Source organism: Sphingomonas sp. R86520 (genome assembly GCF_042466285.1).
Taxonomy (GTDB): domain Bacteria; phylum Pseudomonadota; class Alphaproteobacteria; order Sphingomonadales; family Sphingomonadaceae; genus Sphingomonas.
The window spans coordinates 1416876-1440190 of the sequence record NZ_JAXHBZ010000001.1; the positions used below are offsets into that span (position 1 = coordinate 1416876).

Consider the following 23315-nt stretch of genomic DNA (forward strand, 5'->3'; position numbering starts at 1 on the left):
GTAATTCCCCCACCGACCGATCGGGTTGCGGGACGGAGGGCTCGTGACCCAGCATATCCAGAATATCGCGCGGGCCGCCGGTTGCGGTCTGCTCATCGCCGTAGCGACCGTCGTCTCGATCCCCGGTGCGGATGCGCAGGCGATCGATCCGAGCCCCGCGCAGACGACGGCCGCATCGTCCGGTCCGGCCCGGGCCCACGACGCCGCCGCCCCCAAGGGCGCCGCGGTCGCCAAGCCGCTCGCCGCGCCGCACCCGCGCGATACGCTGACCGGCGATTGGGGCGGCTTGCGCACCGACCTGAAGGAAGCAGGCATCAGCGTCCGCGCCGATTACGTCTCCGAAACCTTCGGCGTGGTCCGCAGCGGCCTCAAGCGCGGCACCGCCTACACGCAGCAGATCCGCGCCGGGATGGACTTCGACCTCGATACTCTGGTCGGCTGGTCGAGCGCGCAAGTCCATGTCACGCTCAACGATCGGCGCGGAATCGGCATATCGTCCGACTATGTGGGCAACCGCCTGCCGATCCAGGAAGCCTATGGCGGCCAATATACCCGGCTCAGTGAGCTCAGCTACGAACAGGACTTCGCGGACGGAAAGCTCAATCTGCGGCTCGGCTATTTCGCGATGGGCAACGATCTCGGCGGCATGGCGCTCGGCTGCAACTTCGTGAACGCGGCGTTCTGTGCGCATCCCCTCTCGCTGTCGGGCGATAGCGGCTGGTACAACTACCCGAACGCCCGCTGGGGTGGCGCGGTCCGTTACCGGGTGCGGCCGGACATCGCGCTACGCACCGGCGTGTACCAGGTGAACACCCGGCTCGGCGACGAGCACAACGCCTTCCGCCCGTTCGCCGGGGGCACCAGCGGCGTCATTCTCCCGATCGAGGTCGAATATGATCCGGGCATCATCGCCGGCAGCCACGTCCTGCCGGGGCATTACAAACTCGGCGCCTATTACGACACGTCGCGCGTCGCCCGCCAGGGCGAGACCGGTAGGATCCGCGGCCGCCGCGGCGTCTATGTCCTCGCCGACCAGATGGTCTTGCGCGACGGCAACGGCCCTCGCGGCCTGTCGATCTTCGGCCAGTTCACCGCCAATCCGCAAAGCTCTGCCCAGATCACTCGCTGGTACGCCGCCGGCCTCGTCAAGGCCGGCACCTTCGCCGGACGCGACCTGGACACGCTGTCGCTTGGCGTCACGCACGCTATCGTGAACCCACGCCTGCGCTACGCCGCCGTCGAAGCGACGGCTATCGGGGACAGCTATGCCTCGCTCCCCGCCGGCGAGACCGCGATCGAACTCAGCTACGGCATCCAGGCACGCCGCTGGTTCAGCATCCGCCCCGACGTCCAGTACATCGTCAGCCCCGGCGCGTTCGGCTTCCGCACCACCCGCAACGCGCTGGCGGTAGGGTCGCAGGTCAAGGTGCAGTTTTGATCGCCCCGCGCCTAGTCCGCATTGGCACGGCAATAGCGCGTGACCGTCTCGACCACCTGCACGCGGCGCCGTGCGGCCGCCTCCGCACTCTGCATGTCGGCCTTGAACAGCGTCCCGAACGTATAGCGGTTGGCCACGTAATAGAATGCGAGCGCACTGATCGTCATGTGCAGGTCGACCGCGTCGAGCCCCGGCCGGAAACTGCCGTCCGCGACACCGCGATCGAGCAGCCCCTGCGTCTTGGGCAAGATGAGTTCGTTGTGCGCCTCCGCGACCGAGCCGACATGCGGGCCGTGTCGCATGTTCTCGTCCATCACCAGCCGCACCAGTTCGGGATGCGCGAAATGATAATCGAACGTCAGCGCGACCAGATGATCGAGCGCCGCGATCGGCGCCATCGCGTCCAACCCGGCATCGAGCTCGGCCGATCGGATGCCGCGATACGCCTCGGTCAGGACCGCGCGGTACAGCCCGTCCTTGCTGCCGAAATGATAATAGAGCATCCGTTTCGAGGTAGCGGTCGCGGCCGCGATCTCGTCGACCCGCGCACCGGCAAAGCCCTTGTCGGCGAAATGCGCCGTCGCGACCGCGATGATGTCGAGGCGGTTTCGTTCGGTAAAACTGTCCTGCACGCTCTGCCTTTGGCCGCCCCGACCATGGTTGGCAATCGCGCCCGTACCACGTCGGTTCGATCCGCCCGCCCCCTTGAACGAGGTACCGCATCATGACCGCCAAGATCCAGATCGTCATCGTCGGCGGCGGCGCCGCGGGGCTCGAACTCGCGACCCGGCTCGGCGCGCGCTATGGCCGCAAGCGGCACGACATCATCGTCGTCGACCGCAACCGCACGCATATCTGGAAGCCGCTGCTGCATGAGGTCGCGACCGGCTCGCTCGACGCCAACATGGACGAGGTCGGCTATCGCAGCCATTGCCACCGCTGGGGCTACCGGTTCTTCTACGGCGCGCTCGCCGCGATCGACCGCACCGCGCGACAGGTCCATCTCGCGCCGGTCAACGACGAGGATGGCCGCGAGGTGATCGCTGCGCACAGCATCCGCTATGATTACCTGGTGCTGGCATACGGCTCGGTGACCAACGATTTCGGCACGCCCGGCGTGGCCGAGAACTGCACCTTCCTCGACAGCCGCGCGCAGGCCGACCGGTTCCGCGATCGTCTGCTCGACCAGTGCCTCCGCGTGTCGCGCACCATGACCACCGATCCCGCCAGCGACGCGCGCGTCCGCGTGGCGATCGTCGGCGGCGGCGCGACCGGCGTCGAACTCTCCGCTGAACTCTTCAACGCCGCCGCCGCCCTCGGCTATTACGGCCTCGAAGTATTCGATGGCAGCCGCCTCGACGTCACGCTGATCGAAGCCGGCACGCGGATCCTGCCCGCTCTTCCCGAGCGGCTGGCAGCGGCGGCACAGCGCGAACTGGAAGTGCTCGGCGTCCGCGTCCTCACCAACACGCCCGTCACCGCGTCCGATCGCGACGGCATGACCACCGGCAATGGCGACCGGATCGACGCCGATCTTCAAGTCTGGGCGGCAGGCGTGAAGGCAGCGGCGATCCCCGGCGGGCTCGATGGTCTCGAACTCTCGCGCAGCGGCCAGATCGTCGTCACGCCGACGCTCCAGACCGCGATCGACGACCGCGTCTTCGCAATGGGGGATTGCGCGTCGTGCCTGCTTCCCGGCCGCGACCGCCCGGTGCCGCCGCGCGCGCAGGCCGCGCACCAGATGGCGTCGGCGGTGTTCGACAATCTCAACCGCCTGATGACCGGCAAGCCGCCGCGGCCATTCGTCTACAACGATCATGGCTCGCTGGTGTCGCTCAGCCGCTTCTCGACGGTCGGCACGCTGATGGGCAATTTGGTCGGCGGCAAGCTCGCGATCGAAGGCCGCCTCGCCCGCTTCGTGTATCTATCGCTGTACCGAATGCACTTGATCGCGATTCACGGCTGGCTGAAGGGCACCGCGCTGATCGTCGTCGGCCACGTTAACAAGATCGTCCGGCCAAGGCTGAAGTTACACTGATTGCCAAGGCCAACCTTAGTCGACTCGTATCGCTGCCAGATAATCGCGTTGTATCGCCCTTGAGCCACTGTTTCTCCACGTCTGAAGCCGATGGCAACCTGCTTCTGGTGCTAAACAATTGGGCAACGACGGAACGAGACTTCTACCTTTATTACTCTAGACGGGGGCCGGTGCCCGCGGGTTTGCGCACATCGCAGGCTCGTCGAAGCTTCGCGGTTAGCAATGGCAGGTCGGTGTCCCGGGAAAGATCGAAAGGGACGGGGTATTGGGCGGCGAGCAAACTTGCCCGCCAACCGCTTTCGAAGCCAGCGGGCTTCCTTGCCCGCTGGCCCAATCCTTTAAATCTGAGCTAGGCCTCCATCCGTGAACAGTTCGCTGCCGGTCATGAAGCTGCTATCCGACGATGCGAGGAACGCGGCCGCTGCCGCGACTTCGGACGGATCGCCGACATGCCCGATCGGCGTGGTAGCCCCCATCTCGATCATCGCGTCGCGACCGACGACTTCAGCCGCCAGTTCGGTCAGCGTTGGTCCGGGCGATAGAACGTTGACGCGAATACCCGTACCACGCAGATCCTGGGCCCAACTGCGCGCGAGATTGCGAACAGCAGCTTTCGACGCGCTGTAGATACTGAAGGCAGGCGTCCCCATCACGCCGGTGGTCGACCCAGTGAGGATGACCGAACCTCCCTCGCCCATCAGCTTCAAGCCTTTCTGCACGGTGAAAATCGTCCCCTTCACGTTGATGTCGAAGGTCTCGTCATAATGCTCGGCCGTGATCTCGGTAAGCGTCACCAGCGCGCCGGTTCCGGCATTGGCGAACAGGATATCGAGCGTGCCGCGCTCCTGTTTCGCCGTTTCGAACAGCCGGTCTAGATCGTCGGCATCGGTAACGGATCCCACCACCGCACGCGCATTCGCGCCGAGTGTGGCCACTGCTGCGTCCAGCTTCTCCTGCCTTCGACCGAAGATGTAGACGAACGCCCCTTCCTCGATGAAACGCCTCGCCGAAGCCAGGCCGATGCCCGTGCCGCCGCCGGTGATGATCGCAGTTTTGCCTTCAAGTCGGTTCATACATGCCTCCAGTTCTCGGTTGCATGCAGCTGGCTCTCAACCTACCTATCAGCAAGTATGCACCTTTTGGTAAGTGTCAAAAATGTTGGATAAGCTTCGGTCCACTGTCGCAGAGTCCGCTCCCGTCGCGCCGGCCTTCACCTGCGGCCTGGATGCGACGCTCAAGATCATCTCCGGCAAATGGAAGCCGCTCATCCTGTATTTCCTGTTGCGCGGGCCGACGCGCTACGGCGAACTCAAGCGCGCCGTGCGTGACGTGAGCGACAAGGTGCTGATCCAGCATTTGAAGGAGCTGGAAGCGGACGGCGTATTGCGCAGGAACGACTATAAGGAAGTGCCGCCGCGCGTCGATTACACGCTGACGCAGCTCGGCCAAAGTCTCGCCTTGGCGCTCGAGCCGTTATGCATCTGGGGTACCAAGAACATGGCAGAGATGCAGGCGATCTTTGTCGAACGCGACGGCTGGATGCGCAAGAAGCCCGGTTAGCCGCCTACCGTCGGTTTTGCATTCGAGGCGGGCAGACTTGGACGTCGGCACAGACTAGGCGGCTTCCGGATATCGGCCGCCCGTTCGGGTTCTACTTCAGCTCACGCCGTTTCAGGCTGACAGTACGTATCTGCCGGACTTTGCTCAGGATCGAGTGGGTACTGGACGACAGCGGTCATATTAGGCGGCTTGGCTGCTTCTGGTCGCGAGTAGTCCGGCAATACGGGAACTCTCAACCGGGCGGCTGAACAGATAGCCCTGGATATTACCGCAGCCTTCGCCGCGCAGCAGGTCGAGCTGGCCGGTATCCTCGACGCCCTCGGCGGTCGTTTCCATGTCGAGCGCGGTCGCCAGGTCGACGATCGCACGGACGATCGCCGCGGCGCTTGGATCGCTAGCGATGCTGGTGATGAACGAACGGTCGATCTTGATCTTGTCGAACGGGAAGCTGCGCAGGTAGCTGAGCGACGAATAGCCAGTGCCGAAATCGTCGAGCGCAACGCGGATCCCCATCGCGCGCAGTTGGTGCAGCAACGCGATTACCGGCCCCTCGCCGTCGAGGAAGACCGATTCCGTGATCTCGATCTCGAGCCGGTCGGGTGCCAAGCCACTATGCGCGAGCGCCTGAAGAATGATCGCCTGGAACCCGGTGTTGCGGAACTGCAGCGGCGAAACGTTGACCGCGACGCGGACATGCTCGGGCCAGTGCATCGCCTGACGACAAGCCTCCTGCATGACCCACTCGCCGATCGCGATGATCAGCCCGGTATCTTCGGCAATCGGGATGAATTCGACCGGAGGGACGATGCCGCGCTCTGGATGATGCCAGCGCACCAGCGCTTCGAACCCGCCGATCCGGTCCGCCTTCAGGTCGAACACCGGCTGGTAATTGAGGACGAACTGGCCCGCCTGGATCGCCTCGCGAAGATCGAGTTCGACCTGCCGACGCCAGCGCGCCGCAGCGTCGAGTGCGGGTTCGAAAAACCGGAAGACGCCGCGACCATCTTCCTTTGCGAGATACAGCGCGAGATCAGCATTCTTGAGCAATTCGTCGGCGTCCTCGCCATCGACCGGTCCGATCGCGATGCCGATGCTGACCGCTGTCGCGATCTGATGTCCATTGGCCGCGACCGGCTGGCGCATCATGTCGAGAATGCTCTGCGCGAGGGCGCGCGGACGGTCGGCATCGAACTGGCCCGACAATATTATCGCATATTCGTCGCCGCCCAGCCGTGAGACCAGCCCGTCGGGCGCCTCCTCACCCAACATTGCGCCGATCGCTTTCAGCAACGCATCGCCGACCGGATGGCCGAGCGTGTCATTCACGCCCTTGAAGCGATCGAGATCGAGACACAGCACCGCGATCGCCCCGCCGGTGCGTCCGACCTGGAGGATCGCCTGGTCGAGCGACTGACGAAAGTACGTCCGGTTCGGCAGGCCGGTCAGGACATCGTGGAATGCGAGATGCGTGATCCGGTTCTCGCGTTCTAAAATACCGACCGACATCCGATTGAAGCTGGCCGCAAGTCTGCCGATCTCGTCGCGGCCCTTCACAACGATTTCGGCGCGACTACCCTCCTCCAACGCGCGCGCCGCGGCGTCCAACGCGGCGATCGGTCCGGCAATTCCCAACGCCAGCCGCCGACTGCCGAACACTACGAGGATCAGTCCGGCCAGCCCGGCCAGGGCGATGCCCGCCTGTAGCGGCAAATACGGGATCAAGGCGGCGTTGAGCGGATAGCGGATCAGGATTGCCGCCTGCGGTCGATTTGTCAGGCCAGCCAGCGGCTTGACGATGGCGAAAGCGCGGCCGGTGGGCAAATTGAGCGTGGCCAGTGTCCGCGTCGATTGCGACGCCTTGACCAAACCATCGACAGCGGCGTCCGATCCGATCGACCTGTCCGCTGCATGCCAGCGCCCTGTGCCATCGTTGCGCATGATCGTCGCGATAAGCGGGATCGCGGAGAGCCGTTCGAGCGCGTGCATCTCGGTAACGTCGAGTCGTACGGCGAAGACCACCCAGCCGACCTGCGTCGGTGCCATCACCGGTGACAGGATCAGTCGATACACCTGCCCTGCCACCACAACCACCGCGTCGCGCCGGCCGTCCGGAACCGCGAAGGGGAACCGAGCGACGGTCGACGCCAGCGCGCCTGTAGGGCCGGTAACCTGACCGTCCTGATCGACCACGAATGCGGCGGTCACCTCGGCCCGGCGGCTGATATTGGCGAGCGCGGACGCGATCGTGGGTCGATCGCCGCTGGCGACTGCTGCGCGAAATCCGTAATCTCGCGACAGAAGATCGGCCGATGCGATCAGTGATTGCGACCTGAGCAACCAGATCCGGTCGTAGACGCTGCCGCTGGTGATCAGTTCCTGGCGCACGGATTCGCGCGCATGCGTCCAGATCATCGCCTGCGCGACGACCGCGAGCAGCACCAGCGTCACCGCGAACAGGCTCGCATACAGCACCGACAGCTTGGTCCGGAGATGGCGGAACCTCGGCGGGTGCAGACGCATCACCGGTGCAGCACGAAGGTCGTGGCAAGGCCGGTGGCGGCGACGTCGATCAGCTGGGACGCCATGCTGCCGGGCGCGCGGATCGAGGGGTGCCAGACGCGGACCGTACCCGTCCCCGCCGGCACGCCGGTAAAGCTGACATGCCCCGCCTCATCGGTCAGCGCGGCAAACGGAGTGGCGGTCACGAACACGAACCCGCTCATCGAGTCGTGAATGTTGCAGCCGAGTGGGACAACGCCCGGACGATCGAACAGGACGGTCCGCGCATCCTCCTGCCCGTACAGTTTAAGGTCGAACTTCTTGGTCTTCGAAAACGAATAGACGTGGTGACGCACCCGGTCGCGGTTGGGGAAGCCGACGGTCGCACCGACGGGGACGATCAGCACATGCGGCTGAAATGCGATGTCGCGCTGTTCGATCATGTATGGCCCGCGCACCGTCAGCCCCGGCGCCTTGGGTGTCTCGATCGTGACTACCGCGTTGACCAGCGGCTTGCCATCGAAGCCACGCACATCGATCGCTACCGTGGCGGCATGCGCCGCGATAGGGAGCGCAAGCGCTACGATCGTCGAGGTCAGGCGGAGAACAAATGCGTACATGGACTTGGCAGTAACGGTCGGAGGATTGCGAACCCGTAAACGTCACCGGTGCTCGTCCCTAACTTTTTTGACCAAGCTACGTGACGCTGGCCCAGCCTGGGAGACCGGGAATTAACCAATGGTCTCCATGAGATGCGGGATGATTCGCATTTCGCCTTCGACTGTCGCCAGATGTATCGCCAAGGTCCTAGTGGCGATCGCCGTCGTGACAGCGGCACCCGCCGAAGCCCGCGAGGGTCGTGCCGGCGGCAAGCTAATGCTAACCAACGGCGTCACCACGATCGAGGGCAGTTCGGGCGGCGGCATCTCTACCTGGGCGCTGATCGCGGGCAATGAAACCGTCGATGGGATCGGCGGGTCCGCGCATGTCTCTATCATCCTCCTCCCGGACTATCGGTGGGAAAGCCACGGCGCAGCCATCGGGGTCCACGACCGGTTGGAACTGAGCTACGCTCGACAGAATCTCGACACGCGAGACGTTGGCCAAAAGCTTGGTATCGGCCGCGGCTATACGCTAAATCAGGACGTGTTCGGTGCCAAGCTGCGTATCGCCGGCGATGCCGTCTATGGCAGCCCCTACCTGCCGCAGATCGCGATCGGCGCGCAGTACAAGCACAATCTCGATGCGCCGATCATCGCCGCGGTCGGCGGACACCACGCAAGTGGTACGGATATCTATGTGGCTGCTACCAAGCTCTTGTTACGACAGAGCATCCTGCTCGGTACCACGCTCCGCTACACTAAGGCCAATCAGAACGGCTTGCTCGGGTTCGGTGGCGATCGCGGCGCGAACCGTACCGTCCAGGTCGAGGGCACGCTCGGCTACCAGATCTCGCGCCAGCTGGTCGTCGGCGGTGAATACCGGTCCAAACCCGATAATCTCGGGTTCGCCAAGGAGAATGACTGGAAGACCGCCTATGCCGCTTATGCGATCAACAAAAACCTGACTGCGACCGCGGCCTATGTCGATCTCGGATCGATCGCGACGGCCGAGCGCCAACGCGGCGGCTTCCTGTCGCTCCAGACCGCCTTCTAGGAAACGATTTCGATGCTCTTTCTTGCCCTGTTCGTCCTCCTTCAGACAGCGCCCACACCACGCGGCGAGGACCCGGTCGCGCCCTATCCGATGAGCGATGCCAATGCCGGCGGCGATCCGTTCAAAGGCGTTGCCATGCTCAAGGCGTTTCACGGCATGGCCGGCATCGACCGGATCGTCGACGATCTGGTAGCGACGAGCCAGGCCGATCCGCGGATCGGCAACATCTTTAAGGGGCAGGACATGATCCGCTTGCGCCGCACGCTGAAGGAGCAGTTCTGCGTCCTGTTGAACGGCAGCTGCCGCTACACCGGTCGCGACATGGCGACTGCGCACAAAAACCTTGGCATCCAGACCATGGACATGAACGCGCTGGTTGAAAACCTTCAGGCCGCCATGCGTCGCGAGGGTGTGCCGTTCCCAACCCAAAACGCTTTTCTCGCCAAGCTTGCCGTCATGAAGCCGGAAGTGGTCACTCGTTAACGTCGCTGCCGGCGTTGAGCTCGAGCAACGCCATATCGCGGGTTGCGACACCGCAGCCAGCATAGCCTGCCCGCCGCAGTCTCCCCGCCTGCCGCATCGCGCTGCTGCCGGGAACACCAGATTGGCCGCACAACGTGCTGCTCCGGAGCCTGCTCGCCTCGACCGTCGCCGCTGCGATTGCGTGGCTATGTCACGCAGCGTTCATTCCGCTGACTGGAGCAACGTGGTCGTTCCTGACTGCCTTGCTTTTCAAGACCGCATACGGTGCCATTCTGGGCGCAGCGGAAGCGCGTTTTGCGGTAAGCATAGCTTTAATGGACTGAGCACCCGTTACGGTGAGGCTCTGGTCAACTTACCATTGATCATGCGGATTGCATCCGGTCGAGATGTGCGGAGTCGATCGACTTGTGAATGCTATTTCTCTCGACAGGGGCATCCAGCGCCCGCGCCGTGACGGGAGCAAAGAACCGCTTAAGCACTGCGCGACTATTGTTCATTCATTGCTGCACGACTGTCGTGACTTCGGGATGGCGTGTCGAGCAGGCGTAGCTCAGCAACAGCGTGCGCTGAACCGCTTAGACCGAGCCGGCAGTGATGTAGATGACCCCCTCGATTGCCTCACCGCGCGTGGTTGCTCCGTCTAATTTCTTCTAGAACGCTTCGGACGAGGCCGTCGCCAGTTGTAGTAACGCGATGGTCACCATCGACTCCGACGGGAGCCGCGGCACCAAATTGCTTGGCATCGCGGCGATCTCCAGGCGGGCCAGTTCACCATGAAACGTGCAGCGTGCGACGCCCAGCAGGCTGGCGTTCCCGCCGAGCGCGGTGCTGATCTAAGCGCCTAGCGTGAAGGGCAGGCCTGCGCCGGCAGCCAGACCGCAACCAAGGAGACGACGTCCGTCGTCGCCCAGATGGCCTTTGTCAGTCGACATGCATCCAGCGCTTGTCGCGCAAGGCACGTCAGCATTGCCCATACCTCTCTTTGCGTGAAGGGGCAGCGTTAGCCTCACGCCCGCTTGGCTTTACGCATGGCTTGTGGCGAACGACCGAACGCGCGCCGGAACGCGCGACGCATCCGTTCCTGATCGCCAAAGCCTGTCTCGATAGCAATCATTTCGATGCTATGCCGGCTTTGCTCGATCATCTGGCGAGCGGCCTCAACCCGCAGACCTTCCACGGCCTTGGCGGGCGACGTTCCCGTCTCGGTACCGAACGCCCGGCTGAACTGACGCGGGCTAAGGCCGGCGACACGCGCTAGGTCATCAACCGACAACGACTTGCCTAGGTTGCTCCTGACAAACAGCAACACGTCCTGGATCCGATCGGAGCGCGGCGCGAAGGTTTGGTGGACGGATGACTGCGGTCTTCCCCCGGTGCGCTGATAGTCGATGACCAGTGTCTTCCCGACCGCACGCGCCATTTCGAAGCCGAGATCGTTTTCGAGCATGCACAACGTCAGGTCGATCCCGGCGCTGTTGCCCGCGGCGGTCCACACCGAGCCGTCGATGACGAACAGCCGGTCCTCCAGCAAGTCGAGATCGGGAAAACGCGCTCTGAAGGTTTCCGTGAACGCCCAGTGCGTCGTCACCTGGCGCCCCTTCAGCAGACCGGCATCGGCCAGCGCGAACGCGCCGGTACAGATTGCCGCAAGCCTGCGGGAGGCAACCCCCGTTTCGATCAGGAATGCCGCCAGTCGCGGTGACGTCGGGACGACCTGGGTATTGCCGCCGATGATCAGCGTATCGCACGGCAATTCCGAGAAAGGCGAAGTCATCAGGGTCACGCCGGACGATGTCGCGATCGGCCCGCCAAATTCGGACAAGATCTTAACGTCATAGATTGGCTCTGGAGCGCTGAGGTTGGCGAATTCAAATACGGATAGCGCCGCCAAACTCATGACAGGAAAACCCGGGGTCACGACGAATTCGACGGTTATCATGATTTCCTCACGACCTGAAAGGAGGGGTATACGACGTTTCTGCAAATACTGGACAGTGCTATTACTGAACCGACCGCCACTGTCCGGGATCTGAACAACGATCTTGCTGAAACTGGATGCCAACGCCGTTGAGGGAGGGGCTCTGCGAAACGTTCGGGAGTGCGCGCGTCGCTACGAAGCGTCATGATGTCGTTGCCATCTTTCGCAGAGCATCGCATCCCCAGCGGACAAGGCGTGGCGCGGATCTACGCGCGCGACCATGCGGGGCACGGTCCTGCTTTGGTCATGATGCACGGGTTTCCCGACAATCTTGGAATATACGACGCGTTGATTCCGCATCTGCTGACAGCCGGTCGTCGCGTCGTCGTCTTCGATTTCCTCGGCTTCGGCGCCTCGGACAAACCGGCCGACGCGATTCACGACTTTGCGCAGCAACGCGACGATCTCGAGCGTGTCGTGGCGTATCTCGACCTCGGTGCCGTCGAACTGGTAGCGCATGATTCCTCAGGCATCGTCGCTATTGATTTCGCGCTCGCCCACCGAGACGCGGTCTCGCGCCTCCACATGCTCAATTCGGCGTTCGATGCGTCGCCATTGGCAGGCTGGCCGGAGATGATTGTCGTGTTCGGCGATCCCGCACTGTCCGCGCTGGCAAGGCAGTTTGCGGTGAGCCCTGCACAGTTCGCGTGGCTGCTCGAATGGCAGCGGGGGCAGTTCGCCGCCGCCTTGGCGCCGAAACATAGGGCCCGGTTCAATGCCACGATCGGGCCGTTGATCGCCGCCAATTTTATGACGCAGCCAAGTGCAGCGCCGGCATTTATGCAGATGGCAGCCCATTTCTACGCCGAGCTCGCGCGCAACAGCGGCCGACTGGACGAAGTCGCCACGCTCGACATGCCGGTGACCGTCATCTGGGGCATAGGCGACACGTATCTGACCGCGGCGATGGGCGAGGAACGCGCACGCCGGTTTCGTCACGGTACGTTTCATCCGGTGGACGCCGGCCATTGGCTGCAATCAGACGAACCGGCGCTGGTCGCCAAGGAGATGCTAGGATGAACACGAATGCCCCCACCCCCGCCGAGGTGAAGGTCCTCGCGAACGTGCCCGTTACGCGCGTGCTCGCACTGGGTCGCTGGACCGATACGGCGCTTCCGGAGAAGCGGGCTGCGGTGATGCCGTTCGAGGCGCGCGAGACGATGGCGCTGATGCTGGCGGGCAAGATCGACCAGTGGTTCGCGCGGTCCGACGGCGAGGGTGCGGTATTCCTTATGAATGTCACCGATGCGGACGAGGCACACGCGCTGCTCGAGGCACTGCCACTGGGGCAGGCGGGAATGATGACATTCGAGCTGATTCCGATCGGGCCGCTATGGCCGCTCGGTCTGCTCGCACGCGACGGCTGATACAAGTCTTCACACGCGCCGCGACGTGCTCTCCCTGCCTACCTCCGCTCTCGGGCGCGGATCGAAGACGCACCTCACGGCATGTGGGGCAAACACACACCGAGCGGATCCGCGCCGAACCGCTCACAAATTCGTCACTGCCTGATCCGCATCGGCAAGAGTGAATGCCATCGACACACGCACGCGGAGCGACCATCGTCGCGGCCAGCATGCAAAACAACGGCAAGATCGGGCACTGCGCGACATGACGCGAACCGAGCTATCCCGCTGCCGGTGGGCGCAGAGCGATGCGTTGCTCGCCGCATATCACGACGCCGAATGGGGCGTGGCCGAACGCGACCCGCGCGCGCTGTGGGAAAAGTTGATGCTCGACGGATTTCAGGCCGGGCTGGCCTGGATCACGATCCTGCGAAAGCGCGATGCATTCCGGACGGCCTTCGCAGGCTTCGATCCGGAGATAATCGCGCGGTTCGGCGAGCAGGACATCGCGACGCTGCTCGGCAATGCAGGTATCGTCCGCTCGCGCGCCAAGATCGAAGCCACGATCGGTAACGCCCGCGCCTATCTCGCGATGCGTGATGCCGGCGAAGACTTCTCCGATTTCGTCTGGCGTTTCGTCGATGGTATGCCGGTGATCAGCGACGGCGGAAAGGCGCCGACCCGCTCGCTCGCATCCGAAGCCCTGTCCGCAGCGCTCAAGCAGCGTGGCTTCAAGTTCGTAGGCCCCGTCATCGTCTATGCGTGGATGCAGGCCTGCGGCCTCGTCGACGATCACGAGGCGCGCTGTTTCCGTCGAGTTACATCATGAGTGAGCCGCCGCCACGGTCGGTCGATCCGCTTAATGCACAGGACGGAACGAACCGAACGGTCCAGTATCCCGCTTGGACGATTGCTGCGACGATGCTGGCATCGAGCCTCGCCTTCATCGACGGCTCGGTGACCAACGTAGCGCTTCCCGCGATCGGCAACGACCTCGGCGGCGGTGCAGCGAACCTGCCCTGGATCATCAACGCGTATCTGCTCCCGCTTTCGGCGCTGCTCCTGCTTGGTGGTGCAGCAGGCGATCATTATGGCCGGAGACGGATGCTGGTGATCGGTACGGTCCTGTTCGCGCTTGCGTCGATTGGCTGCGCGCTGGCGCCGACGCTGTGGATCCTGTTGGCCGCGCGCGCGGTGCAGGGTATCGGCGCGGCGATCCTGATGCCCAACAGCCTGGGAATACTCGGCAGTTCGTTCGAGGGGGAAGCAAGGGGGCGAGCAGTCGGGACATGGGCCGCGGCCGGCGCGATCGCCAGCGCCGTCGGCCCGCCACTCGGCGGCTGGTTGGTCGACACGCTGGGTTGGCGGACGATCTTTTACCTCAATCTGCCTGTCGCAGCCGCCGCGATCGTTGTCGCCTTACGCTATGTCGAGGAAAGCGATCCCGGCGAGCAACCACTCGACTGGCTCGGCGCCATCCTGGCGACCGCCGCTCTCGGGACGCTGACATGGGCGCTAACCCTGTGGTCGAGCGGTCACATGCTGTCTCCTAAGATTGTGATGGGCCTGGGAATCGGTATCGTACTGCTGATCGCGTTCGTCCGGCAGGAGCATCGTTTGGGTGACCGGGCGATGATGCCGCTGACCTTGTTCGCGTCACGCCCGTTCGTAGGACTGACCCTTTTGACGCTGCTGCTCTACGGCGCGCTGGGCGGACTGCTGGTATTGCTGCCATATCTGTTGATCGTCGGCGGTGGATACAGCCCGACGCAGGCCGGCTTTGCCTTGCTACCCTTCTCGATCGTGATCGGCACGGCGTCGCGCTTCGCCGGACGTATCAGCGAGCGGATCGGCCCGCGCTGGCCGCTGACGGTCGGGCCGATCGTTACCGGGGTCGGTTTCGCGCTGATGGCGACAGCCGATCCCGCGGGACGCTATTGGAACACCGTGCTACCCGGTCTGGTGGTGATCGCGCTCGGGATGGCCGGCGCAGTCGCGCCGCTCACCACTGCGGTTCTTTCGTCCGTCGACGATCGGCACACCGGTACCGCATCGGGGTTCAACAGCGCAATTGCGAGAACCGGCGGCCTGATCGCGACGGCATTGGCTGGCGCCGTCGTCGCTGCATCGGTCGCTCAGTTGACCAGCGTGTTTCATACCGCGGCCTTGCTGGCGGCAGCGTCGGCGGTGATGGCAGGCATCATTGCTTTTGCGACGCTTACTCGGGAGCATGGCAGACGATAGCGTCACGTTCGGACCCGGAAATGGACCTCGGCGTGCCTGACGCCTCTCCAGACTCGATCCTTCGTTTGTCGAACGATGATGCCTTCGCTTAGGGAAAACGGTGCCGTCTGCTAACTTAGCTTGCGAGGTCCTGCCACTGCGCTTGAAGCGCAGCCATTCCCGATCGAGCCAATCTGAGACTGGATTAAGTTGCTAACCAGTTTGGACTGCTCATCCCGCTGTCTTTATGATGACAAGAAGCCAACTGCAAAAATGGCGTTCGGGAGAGAGTTGACGTGGCAGATTTCGAGCACGACGCGAAGCCGCTCGGTGGCAAGCCGACCAGGGTTCGGTATGGCATCATTGCTCTGATCTTCATCATCACGTCGCTGAACTATGCGGATCGTTCGACCTTTTCGATCGCCGGGAGCGCGGCGTCGCAGGATCTCGGCATCTCGACCGTGCAGACCGGGTTCATCCTCTCCGCCTTCGCTTGGGCCTATGTGCTCGCGCAGATTCCCGGTGGCTTGCTGCTCGACCGGTTCGGCACGCGACGGGTGTATGCAGGAGCGATCGCGATCTGGTCGGTGCTGACCGCTATGCAGGGGTTGGCAGGATTGGTGGCGCTGCCCGTGCTGGCGATGCTGTTCGCGTTGCGCTTCATGGTCGGTGTTGCTGAGGCGCCGTCGTTTCCCGGCAATGCGCGGCTCGTCGCGGCGTGGTTTCCCGGCAGCGAACGCGGCACTGCGTCGGCCGTGTTCAACTCTGCGCAGTATTTTTCGTTGGTGGTGTTCGCGCCGCTGATGGGATGGCTCGTCCACGAGCATGGCTGGCGCAGCGTGTTCTGGGTGATGGGTGCGCTCGGCCTGGTCGCAACCGCGGTGTTCTGGCTGTTCATCCGTAGCCCGGTCCGCCACCCGCGCATCAACGCCGCCGAACTCGCACTGATTGAAGCGGGCGGCGGGCTGATCCACATGGAGGAAGCGGCAGGCGCAAAGCAGGTGTTCAGCTGGCACAATGTCCGCCAGCTGCTTGCCAACCGGATGCTGCTTGGCATCTATCTCGGCCAATATTGCATCAACGTGCTGACCTATTTCTTCGTGACGTGGTTCCCGATCTATCTCGTCAAGGAACGCGGCTTGAACATCATGGAAGCGGGCATCGCCGCCGCGGCACCGGCGTTGTGCGGGTTCGTCGGAGGCCTCGTTGGCGGCTATCTGTCGGATACGCTGCTGCGCCGGACCGGTTCACTCGACATCGCGCGGAAGACGCCGCTGGTGATCGGCATGCTGCTCGCGACGCTGATCATCGCGTGCGTGTTCGTCGAGGCGGAATGGCTGGTCATCACGCTGATGGCGGTCGCGTTCTTCGGCAAGGGTGTCGCGTCGCTCGGCTGGGCGGTGATGTCCGACGTCGCGCCGCGCGAATTGTCGGGGGTCGCCAGCGGGATCTTCAACATGTTCGGCAACGTTGCGGGGATCGTCACGCCGATCGTGATCGGCTTCATCGTCGCGGGCACAGGATCGTTCGACGGCGCGCTGGTATTCGTCGGCCTGCACTGCCTGCTGACTATCTTCTCGTTCCTGGTGGTGGTGGGGCCGATCAAGCGGGTCGAACTGAAGGCGTAAGACGCTCTTTAACCGTTCGCCCTGAGCGAAGTCGAAGGGCATGCTCCGCACGACGGTGCTTCGACTTCGCTCAGCCCGAACGGTAGGAAAGGCGCGTCAGCCAAGCGTATCGAGGCAGAGCTGGCGCATAGGGGCCAGCGCCGGGTTCGAGTTGTCGCGGCGCCATGCCATCACCAGCTCGACCGGGTTTTCCGGTTCGGTCTGTATCGTGCGGAACTGGACGTCGGTCATGTGCAGGCTGGTCGCCGCTTGCGGCACGATCGCCGCGGCGAGCCCGGCGCGGACCAGACCCAGCATCGAATGGATCTGCGTGACGTGCTGGACGTAGTCGGGCTCGGCGCCGGCGTCCGCGAACAGCTTGAGCAGCATCTCGTGGAAATAGCCGGCGCCCTGCCGCGCGTACATGATCAGCGGCAGCCCGTCGAAATCGGCGGGGACGAGCACGCCCCTCGCCTGCCGCGGATCGCCCGCGGGTAGCGCTGCGATCAAAGGTTCGCGCAGGACGCAGACCGACTCGAATTCGTGGCGATCGATCGGCGGGCGCACGAACGCGACATCGATCAGCCCCGTCACCAGCGCGTCGACCTGTTCGGAGGTGACCATCTCGCGCAGTTCGAGTGCGATGTTGGGAAGGCGCGCGATCGCCTGCGCGACGATCCGCGGCATCAGGTCATAGCCCGATACCGCGGTGAAGCCGATCACGACGCGGCCGGCATCGCCGCGCGCCACGCGCCTTGCGGACAAGGCGGCGCTTTCCGCGAGGCGGAGGATACGGCGCGCCTCGATCAGGAACGCGCTGCCCGCGGGTGTCAGCCGCACCTGGCGGCTGGTCCGTTCGAGCAGCATTACATCCAGGATGCGTTCGAGCAGCTGGATCTGTCGACTAAGCGGCGACTGCGTCATGTTGAGGCGCTGTGCCGCGCGGCCAAAATGCAGTTCCTCGGCCGCCGCGACGAAACAGCGGAGCTGGCTGAGGTCGAACATGGCCGACATCTATAGAGTGCCGGCCACTAGATTGTCACTCGCCGACGATCACGCCGCGCGCTTGACGGCTGCCGGCGTCGCCTTCGCGATCAGCGCGGCGAGATCGCGTTCCTCCTCGGCGGTCAGATCGGTCAGCGGCGTGCGCACCGGTCCCGCATCGCGGCCGACGACGCGCATGCCCGCCTTGACGATCGACACCGCATAGCCGCGGCTGCGGTTGCGGATCGCGATATAGGGCAGCACGAAATCGCGCAGCTCGGCCTGGACCTTGGCGTGATCGCCCGCGCGCACCGCCTTGTAGAAGTCGAGCGCCCATTCCGGCATGAAGTTGAAGATCGCCGACGAATAGGTGGTGACGCCCATCGTCAGATACGGGGTGGCGAACGTCTCGGCGGTCGGCAGGCCACCGATATAGGTGAGCCGGTCGCCCATCCGCGAATAGATCCTCGCCATCAGCTCGATATCGCCGACACCGTCCTTGTAGCCGACCAGATTGGCGTTGCGCTCGCAGGCCCGTGCCAGCGTCTCGTCGTCGACGATCGCGTTGTCGCGGTTGTAGACGATCACCGCGAGCCCGGTCGACTGGCACACCGCGTCGATATGCGCGCCGAGGCCTTCCTGGTTGGATGTCGTCAGATACGGCGGCAGGAGCAGCAGCCCGTCCGCGCCGACACGCTCGGCACCGCGTGCGATCTCGCAGGCGATCGCGGTACCATAGCCGCAGCCGGAGATGACGGGGAGCTTGCCCTTGGCTTCCGCGACCGCAGCCGCGACGACGTCGACGACTTCGGTCGGGGTCAGCGAGAAGAACTCACCGGTGCCGCCCGCTGCGAACAGCCCGGCGAGCTCATGCTCGAGCATCCACGCGCAATGCGCGCGGTAGGGATCTTCGAGGAACGCGCCCGCTGCGTCAAAATGCGTGACCGGGAACGACAGCAAGCCGCCGCCGATCGTCTTCGCTACGTCTGTAGGACCAAATGCCATTCTATGCTGCCTCCCCTGCCGCGCCGAACCTTGTCCGCCGGCGCTGGATCATTGGTCGCAGGGTCTATGGCAGCGTTATCATGCGGTCCATTCCAAAGGCGCAATCGATCGATGCTGTGGTTAGCATGATCCCGCTCGCGCTAACCGCGACCATGTCCAAACATCTTGAAGCAATAGCAGAGTCGGTGGGATCGATTTTCGTCTGGTCCCGAATTGCATCGAACGATCCAGGATTGGCAATGGAATTCGGTCCAGACCGGATGCAATAGGCATCGTCCGGGCCAGAGATGCCCGGACCGGACGGACGGAAACATCTGCCGCCGACATCGAGGGGAGGACTGGATGCATCGTCGCACGTTCATGCTGGGTACCGGTGCCGCCGCTTCGCTGTCGGTGATCGGCGAGGCCGCAGAGGCGCAGACCCGCGAGACGCAGTCGCGCCGCCGCGCCACGCCGCCCGCCGCGAGCCAGTACCGCATGAAACTGGGCTGCCAGAGCATGCCTTCCACAGACGAGCATTTTCAGGTTTTTGCGCGCTATAGCGTGCGCAACATCTCGGGGCGCGCCAAGGTTGCGGATGGCCGGATGTACCCGACCGTCGCCGAACTCACGACGCTCAAGCAGATGGCGGAGCGCCACGGGCTGAGCCTCGACATGCTCGAACCCGAGATCCTCAACTCAACGCATATCGACCGCGAGAAGCACCCCGGCATCATGCTCGGGCAGGACCCGGACCGCGAGCGCGAGATCGAGGCGTTCGCGACCACGCTGCGCAACTGCGCCGCGGTCGGCATCCCGTGCGTCAAATATAATATGAGCCTGCTCGGAGTGCTGCGTACCGCGCCCGTCGAGGGGCGGGGCGGATCGAAGTATTTCGGCTGGGACCTGGCAAAGGCCAAGCCGTCGACGCCGCTCACCCGCGCCGGGCGGGTCGATGCGACCGAGTTCTGGAAGCGCATCACCTATTTCCTCGACCGGATCGTGCCGATCGCCAACGAGACCAAGGTGCGGATCGCCTGCCACCCGCAGGACCCCGGCACGCCGCCGGGCGGATACCAGGGGATCGATAACGTGCTCGGCACGATCGAGGGCCTAAAGCGCTTCGTGCTGATCAACGAGAGCCCGTATCACGGCCTGAATTTCTGCCAGGGCTCGGTGTGCGAGAACCTGACCGATCCCGCCAACCAGATCTTCGACGTGATCCGCTGGTTCGGCGAGCGCAAGAAGATCTTCAACGTCCATTTCCGCAACATCCACGGCGCGCGCAACAAGTTCAACGAGACGTTCCCCGACGAGGGCGACATCGACATGGTGCGCGCGCTGCGGACCTATGCCGAGGTCGGCTATGACGGGATGATCATGCCCGATCACGTACCAGGCATGGACGATCCGCTGGTCGTCGACGGCAAGCCGGTCTGGACGCCGCGGGCCGAGAATTTCGCCTTTTGTTACGGATATATCCGCGGACTTCTGCAGTCCGCGCAACGATCGGCCTGACGGCCTTCAACGACATAACGGCAGGCTGAAGCCCGCCACCAGGGGAGGAAAGACATGATCAACCGCACGACCGCATTCGGCGGCGCCTCGGCGCTTGCCATGATGATCGCCGGCACCGCAGCCGCGCAGGTCCAGCCGCAGCCGCAGCCCGACGTGCCTGCCGCGTCGCCTTCGGCGAGCGTCGCCGCCGATGGCACCTCGCCCGCTGCCGATACCGGCACGGCGCAGATCAGCTCGGCGGGCCCCGCCCCCAGCGAGACCGCGGACGCGGACATCGTCGTCACCGGCAGCCGCATTCCCGCCAACGGCTTCGGTGCGCCAACGCCCGTGACGGTCGCCAGCGCGACGCAGCTCAACGCCGCCGTCCCGACCACGCTCGGCGAAGCGCTGAAGCAGCTCCCCGCGCTCTCCTCGTCTGTGGGTCCGCGCGGTGCGCAGACGTCGAGCGGCCAGGGCGGCGCGTATCTCAATTTGCGCAACCTCGGCCCGACCCGCACGCTGACCTTGTTCGACGGTCGTCGCTTCATCCCCAACGACGGCAGCGGCCAGGTCGATACCAATTTGTTCCCGCAGGCGCTGGTCGAGCGCGTCGAGGTCGTCACCGGCGGCGCCTCAGCGGCCTATGGCTCGGACGCCGTGGGCGGCGTCGTCAACTTCATCATCAACAAGAAGTTCACCGGGCTGACCGGCACGATCCAGGGCGGCGTCACCACATACGGCGACAATGCCGAGCAGAAATATGAGCTCGCCTACGGCACGCCGTTCGCCGGCGGTCGCGGTCATTTCCTGGTCAGCGGCGAATTCTTCCGCAACGAAGGCGTCGAGGATCGCCTGAGCCGCAGCTATTCGCGGAAAAGCTGCCAGCCGATCGCGCTGCCCGCCGGCTCCGCCACCTCGCGCGAATTCGCCTGCGACGTGCGCGTTGCCAACGCGACCTTCGGCGGGCTGATCACCGGCCCGACGGCCTTCCGCGGCACGACCTTCGACGCCAACGGCCAGCCGATCCCGTTCATCTACGGCACCAGCCTGACCAATTCGACGATGATCGGCGGCAGCGGCCCGCGCCCGCAGTTCGCCCCGCTGATCTCCGAGCTCGAAAAGCACATCGCCTACACGCGGGCGAGCTATGACCTGACCGACAGCGTGACGATCTTTGGCGAAGGCAATTACGGGAAGACGCACAACGACTATCAGGTCGGATCGTACAGCAACCAGATTGGCACCACCGCGCTCGTGATCCGTCGCGACAACGCCTATCTGCCGACGACCGTCCGCGACCGGATGATCGCGCTTGGCACGCAGACGCTGACGATGGGACGTTATGACGACGACCTGCCGCGCACGCAGGTGAACGCCGACAACGAGACGATCCGCGGCGTGCTGGGCCTTGAGGGCACGGTGTTCGGCGGGCTGAAGTGGAATACCTATGTCGAGGCGGCGCGCAACGATCGCCATCTCGCGTTGAAAAACGACCTCATCCAGCAGAACTACGTCAATGCCGCCGATGCGGTGGTGAACCCTGCGAACGGCCAGATCGTCTGTCGCTCGACGCTGACCACGCCTGGCAATGGCTGCGTCCCCGTCAACGTCTTCGGCTTCCACGTGCCGACCGACGCCGCCACCAACTACGTCACCGGCACCAATACCGCCGACCAGCGCTTCAAGGAATTCGTCGCGGCGGGCTCGATCGCCGGCTCGGCGTTCCGCAACTGGGCGGGCGACGTCGGCTTCGCGGCCGGTCTCGAATATCGCAAGCAGAGCTTCACCCAGACCGTCGACGCGCTGTCGGAGGCGTTCAACCCGGTCACCAATGCCGAGGGCGCCTACCGCGTCGGCAACGCCAAGGCCCAAAGCGGCGAATATGAGGTGACCGAAGGCTTCCTAGAGGTCGACGTGCCGCTGCTGCGCGACGTCAATTTGTTCAAGGCACTCGATTTCAACGGTGCGGTACGACGTACGCATTACACCACCAGCGGGTCGGTGACGACGTGGAAGGCCGGCCTCACCTGGGCGATCAGCGACGAGTTCCGCCTGCGCGGTACGCGGTCGCGCGATATCCGGGCGCCCAGCCTGTACGAATTGTTCCAGCGCGGCACCACGAGCTTCCAGCCGCAGGTGTTCGACCGCGCGACCAACAGCACCGCGACCAACGTGCGCTCGGTCGTGCTCGGCAACCTCAACCTCGTGCCCGAAATTGCGAAGACGACCACTTTCGGTGCGGTCTATTCGCCGTCTTTCCTGCGCGGGTTCAACGCATCGATCGATTTCTACGACATCCGGATCAAGGACGCGATCGCCTCGCTGTCGTTCCAGCAGACGCTCGACGACTGCTTCAACGGTAGTTCGGCAAGCTGCGCGTTCGTCCGTCGCAATACCGCGGGCCAGCTGATCCAGATCGATCTGGTGACGCAGAACCTCGCGGCGTTCGACACCCGCGGCATCGATTTCGAGATGAGCTACAAGTCGCGCATCGCGACCGATGCGAACCTGTCGCTGCGGCTGCTCGGCAATTATGTCGATCGCTATATCCAGCGCACGCCGAACGTCGTCGCGGTCGATCGTGCGGGCCAGATCGGCACCGCGCCGCACTGGCGGATGACGGGCCAGGTCCAGCTCGACGCCAAGCCGTTCAGCGTCTTCACGCAAGGCCGCTTCATCGGCGGCGGCGCCTACGACAAGGGCACCGTGCCGACCGATCTGGCGCAGCGCCACTTCAACGGCCAGCTGCTGGTCGACACGCGGATCGGCTACAAGCTGCCGATCGGCGGCGACGTCGAGACGTATCTGAGCGTCACCAACGTCTTCAACCAGCTGATCAACCCGTATGTCTCGAACGGCCCGTCGGGCGTGCAGGACTTCGACTCGATCGGCCGCACCTTCCGCGCCGGTGTGCGCTTCACGTTCTGAACTTACGATCCTCCCCCGCAAGGGGGAGGTGGCGGGCGCAGCCTGACGGAGGGGGAGGACAGCGAAACGTCTGTTCCGTGTCCTCCCCCTCCGA

Annotated in this window: 19 protein-coding genes; 12 read left to right on the forward strand and 7 right to left on the reverse strand. The window is 64.1% G+C overall.

Annotated elements, in window-relative coordinates:
• Nucleotides 1–43 precede the first annotated feature (43 nt).
• The gene (locus SJY41_RS06515) at nucleotides 44–1438 is read left to right on the forward strand and encodes a carbohydrate porin (protein WP_380780124.1); all 1395 of its coding nucleotides are present in this window, start codon (nucleotides 44–46) and stop codon (nucleotides 1436–1438) included.
• An 11-nt stretch (nucleotides 1439–1449) separates the two neighbouring features.
• Here the strand turns inward: SJY41_RS06515 and SJY41_RS06520 are convergent, their stop codons facing one another.
• A complete protein-coding gene (locus SJY41_RS06520) occupies nucleotides 1450–2070 on the reverse strand; it encodes a TetR/AcrR family transcriptional regulator (RefSeq protein WP_380780126.1) in 621 nt (206 codons plus the stop codon).
• 92 nt (nucleotides 2071–2162) lie between these two features.
• Here SJY41_RS06520 and SJY41_RS06525 point away from each other — a divergent pair, with 92 nt between their 5' ends.
• Nucleotides 2163–3476 (forward strand): NAD(P)/FAD-dependent oxidoreductase, encoded by a 1314-nt coding sequence (locus SJY41_RS06525; RefSeq protein ID WP_380780128.1) that lies wholly within the window; start codon nucleotides 2163–2165, stop codon nucleotides 3474–3476.
• 338 nt (nucleotides 3477–3814) lie between these two features.
• Here the strand turns inward: SJY41_RS06525 and SJY41_RS06530 are convergent, their stop codons facing one another.
• Complete coding sequence (locus SJY41_RS06530; RefSeq protein WP_380780130.1) at nucleotides 3815–4549, reverse strand: SDR family NAD(P)-dependent oxidoreductase; 735 nt, start codon at nucleotides 4547–4549, stop codon at nucleotides 3815–3817.
• Between the two features lie 82 nt (nucleotides 4550–4631).
• Here SJY41_RS06530 and SJY41_RS06535 point away from each other — a divergent pair, with 82 nt between their 5' ends.
• On the forward strand, nucleotides 4632–5036 hold the full coding sequence (locus SJY41_RS06535; protein WP_380780132.1) for a winged helix-turn-helix transcriptional regulator: 405 nt from the start codon (nucleotides 4632–4634) through the stop codon (nucleotides 5034–5036).
• Nucleotides 5037–5216: 180 nt separating this feature from the next.
• Here the strand turns inward: SJY41_RS06535 and SJY41_RS06540 are convergent, their stop codons facing one another.
• On the reverse strand, nucleotides 5217–7556 hold the full coding sequence (locus SJY41_RS06540) for an EAL domain-containing protein (protein WP_380780135.1): 2340 nt from the start codon (nucleotides 7554–7556) through the stop codon (nucleotides 5217–5219).
• The gene (locus SJY41_RS06545) at nucleotides 7556–8155 is read right to left on the reverse strand and encodes a methylamine utilization protein (RefSeq protein ID WP_380780137.1); all 600 of its coding nucleotides are present in this window, start codon (nucleotides 8153–8155) and stop codon (nucleotides 7556–7558) included. Before SJY41_RS06545 ends, SJY41_RS06540 begins: the two co-directional genes overlap by 1 nt.
• 139 nt (nucleotides 8156–8294) lie before the next feature.
• Here SJY41_RS06545 and SJY41_RS06550 point away from each other — a divergent pair, with 139 nt between their 5' ends.
• Nucleotides 8295–9191 (forward strand): DUF3034 family protein, encoded by an 897-nt coding sequence (locus SJY41_RS06550; protein ID WP_380780139.1) that lies wholly within the window; start codon nucleotides 8295–8297, stop codon nucleotides 9189–9191.
• A 12-nt stretch (nucleotides 9192–9203) separates the two neighbouring features.
• Nucleotides 9204–9674, forward strand: coding sequence for a group 1 truncated hemoglobin (locus SJY41_RS06555; RefSeq protein ID WP_380780141.1), 471 nt, complete (start codon nucleotides 9204–9206; stop codon nucleotides 9672–9674).
• A 1006-nt stretch (nucleotides 9675–10680) separates the two neighbouring features.
• Here the strand turns inward: SJY41_RS06555 and SJY41_RS06560 are convergent.
• Nucleotides 10681–11613 carry a GlxA family transcriptional regulator gene (locus tag SJY41_RS06560; RefSeq protein WP_380780143.1) on the reverse strand — a complete coding sequence of 311 codons (933 nt, stop codon included), beginning with the start codon at nucleotides 11611–11613 and terminating at the stop codon, nucleotides 10681–10683.
• A gap of 186 nt (nucleotides 11614–11799) precedes the next feature.
• On the opposite strand from SJY41_RS06560, the gene SJY41_RS06565 reads away from it, so the two are divergent.
• The 5 genes from SJY41_RS06565 (at nucleotide 11800) to SJY41_RS06585 (ending at nucleotide 16849) form a co-directional block, all read left to right on the forward strand.
• Nucleotides 11800–12672 carry an alpha/beta fold hydrolase gene (locus tag SJY41_RS06565; RefSeq protein ID WP_380780145.1) on the forward strand — a complete coding sequence of 291 codons (873 nt, stop codon included), beginning with the start codon at nucleotides 11800–11802 and terminating at the stop codon, nucleotides 12670–12672.
• Nucleotides 12669–13019: a hypothetical protein gene (locus SJY41_RS06570; RefSeq protein ID WP_380780147.1), complete on the forward strand. Its 351-nt coding sequence runs from the start codon at nucleotides 12669–12671 to the stop codon at nucleotides 13017–13019. Before SJY41_RS06565 ends, SJY41_RS06570 begins: the two co-directional genes overlap by 4 nt.
• 244 nt (nucleotides 13020–13263) lie before the next feature.
• On the forward strand, nucleotides 13264–13827 hold the full coding sequence (locus SJY41_RS06575; RefSeq protein WP_380780149.1) for a DNA-3-methyladenine glycosylase I: 564 nt from the start codon (nucleotides 13264–13266) through the stop codon (nucleotides 13825–13827).
• Nucleotides 13824–15242, forward strand: a complete 1419-nt coding sequence (locus SJY41_RS06580) for an MFS transporter (RefSeq protein ID WP_380780151.1) — start codon at nucleotides 13824–13826, stop codon at nucleotides 15240–15242. The genes SJY41_RS06575 and SJY41_RS06580 overlap by 4 nt, the downstream gene beginning before the upstream one ends.
• 275 nt (nucleotides 15243–15517) lie before the next feature.
• A complete protein-coding gene (locus SJY41_RS06585) occupies nucleotides 15518–16849 on the forward strand; it encodes an MFS transporter (protein WP_380780153.1) in 1332 nt (443 codons plus the stop codon).
• A 96-nt stretch (nucleotides 16850–16945) separates the two neighbouring features.
• On the opposite strand, the gene SJY41_RS06590 is transcribed toward SJY41_RS06585, so the two are convergent.
• Both SJY41_RS06590 and kdgD read right to left on the reverse strand, forming a co-directional pair.
• Nucleotides 16946–17833 carry a LysR substrate-binding domain-containing protein gene (locus SJY41_RS06590; RefSeq protein ID WP_107959558.1) on the reverse strand — a complete coding sequence of 296 codons (888 nt, stop codon included), beginning with the start codon at nucleotides 17831–17833 and terminating at the stop codon, nucleotides 16946–16948.
• A gap of 48 nt (nucleotides 17834–17881) precedes the next feature.
• Nucleotides 17882–18817 carry a 5-dehydro-4-deoxyglucarate dehydratase gene (gene kdgD / locus SJY41_RS06595; RefSeq protein ID WP_380780155.1) on the reverse strand — a complete coding sequence of 312 codons (936 nt, stop codon included), beginning with the start codon at nucleotides 18815–18817 and terminating at the stop codon, nucleotides 17882–17884.
• Nucleotides 18818–19159: 342 nt separating this feature from the next.
• On the opposite strand from kdgD, the gene SJY41_RS06600 reads away from it, so the two are divergent.
• Both SJY41_RS06600 and SJY41_RS06605 read left to right on the forward strand, forming a co-directional pair.
• On the forward strand, nucleotides 19160–20314 hold the full coding sequence (locus tag SJY41_RS06600) for a mannonate dehydratase (protein ID WP_380780157.1): 1155 nt from the start codon (nucleotides 19160–19162) through the stop codon (nucleotides 20312–20314).
• Between the two features lie 54 nt (nucleotides 20315–20368).
• Complete coding sequence (locus SJY41_RS06605) at nucleotides 20369–23221, forward strand: TonB-dependent receptor domain-containing protein (RefSeq protein ID WP_380780159.1); 2853 nt, start codon at nucleotides 20369–20371, stop codon at nucleotides 23219–23221.
• Nucleotides 23222–23315: the final 94 nt, after the last annotated feature.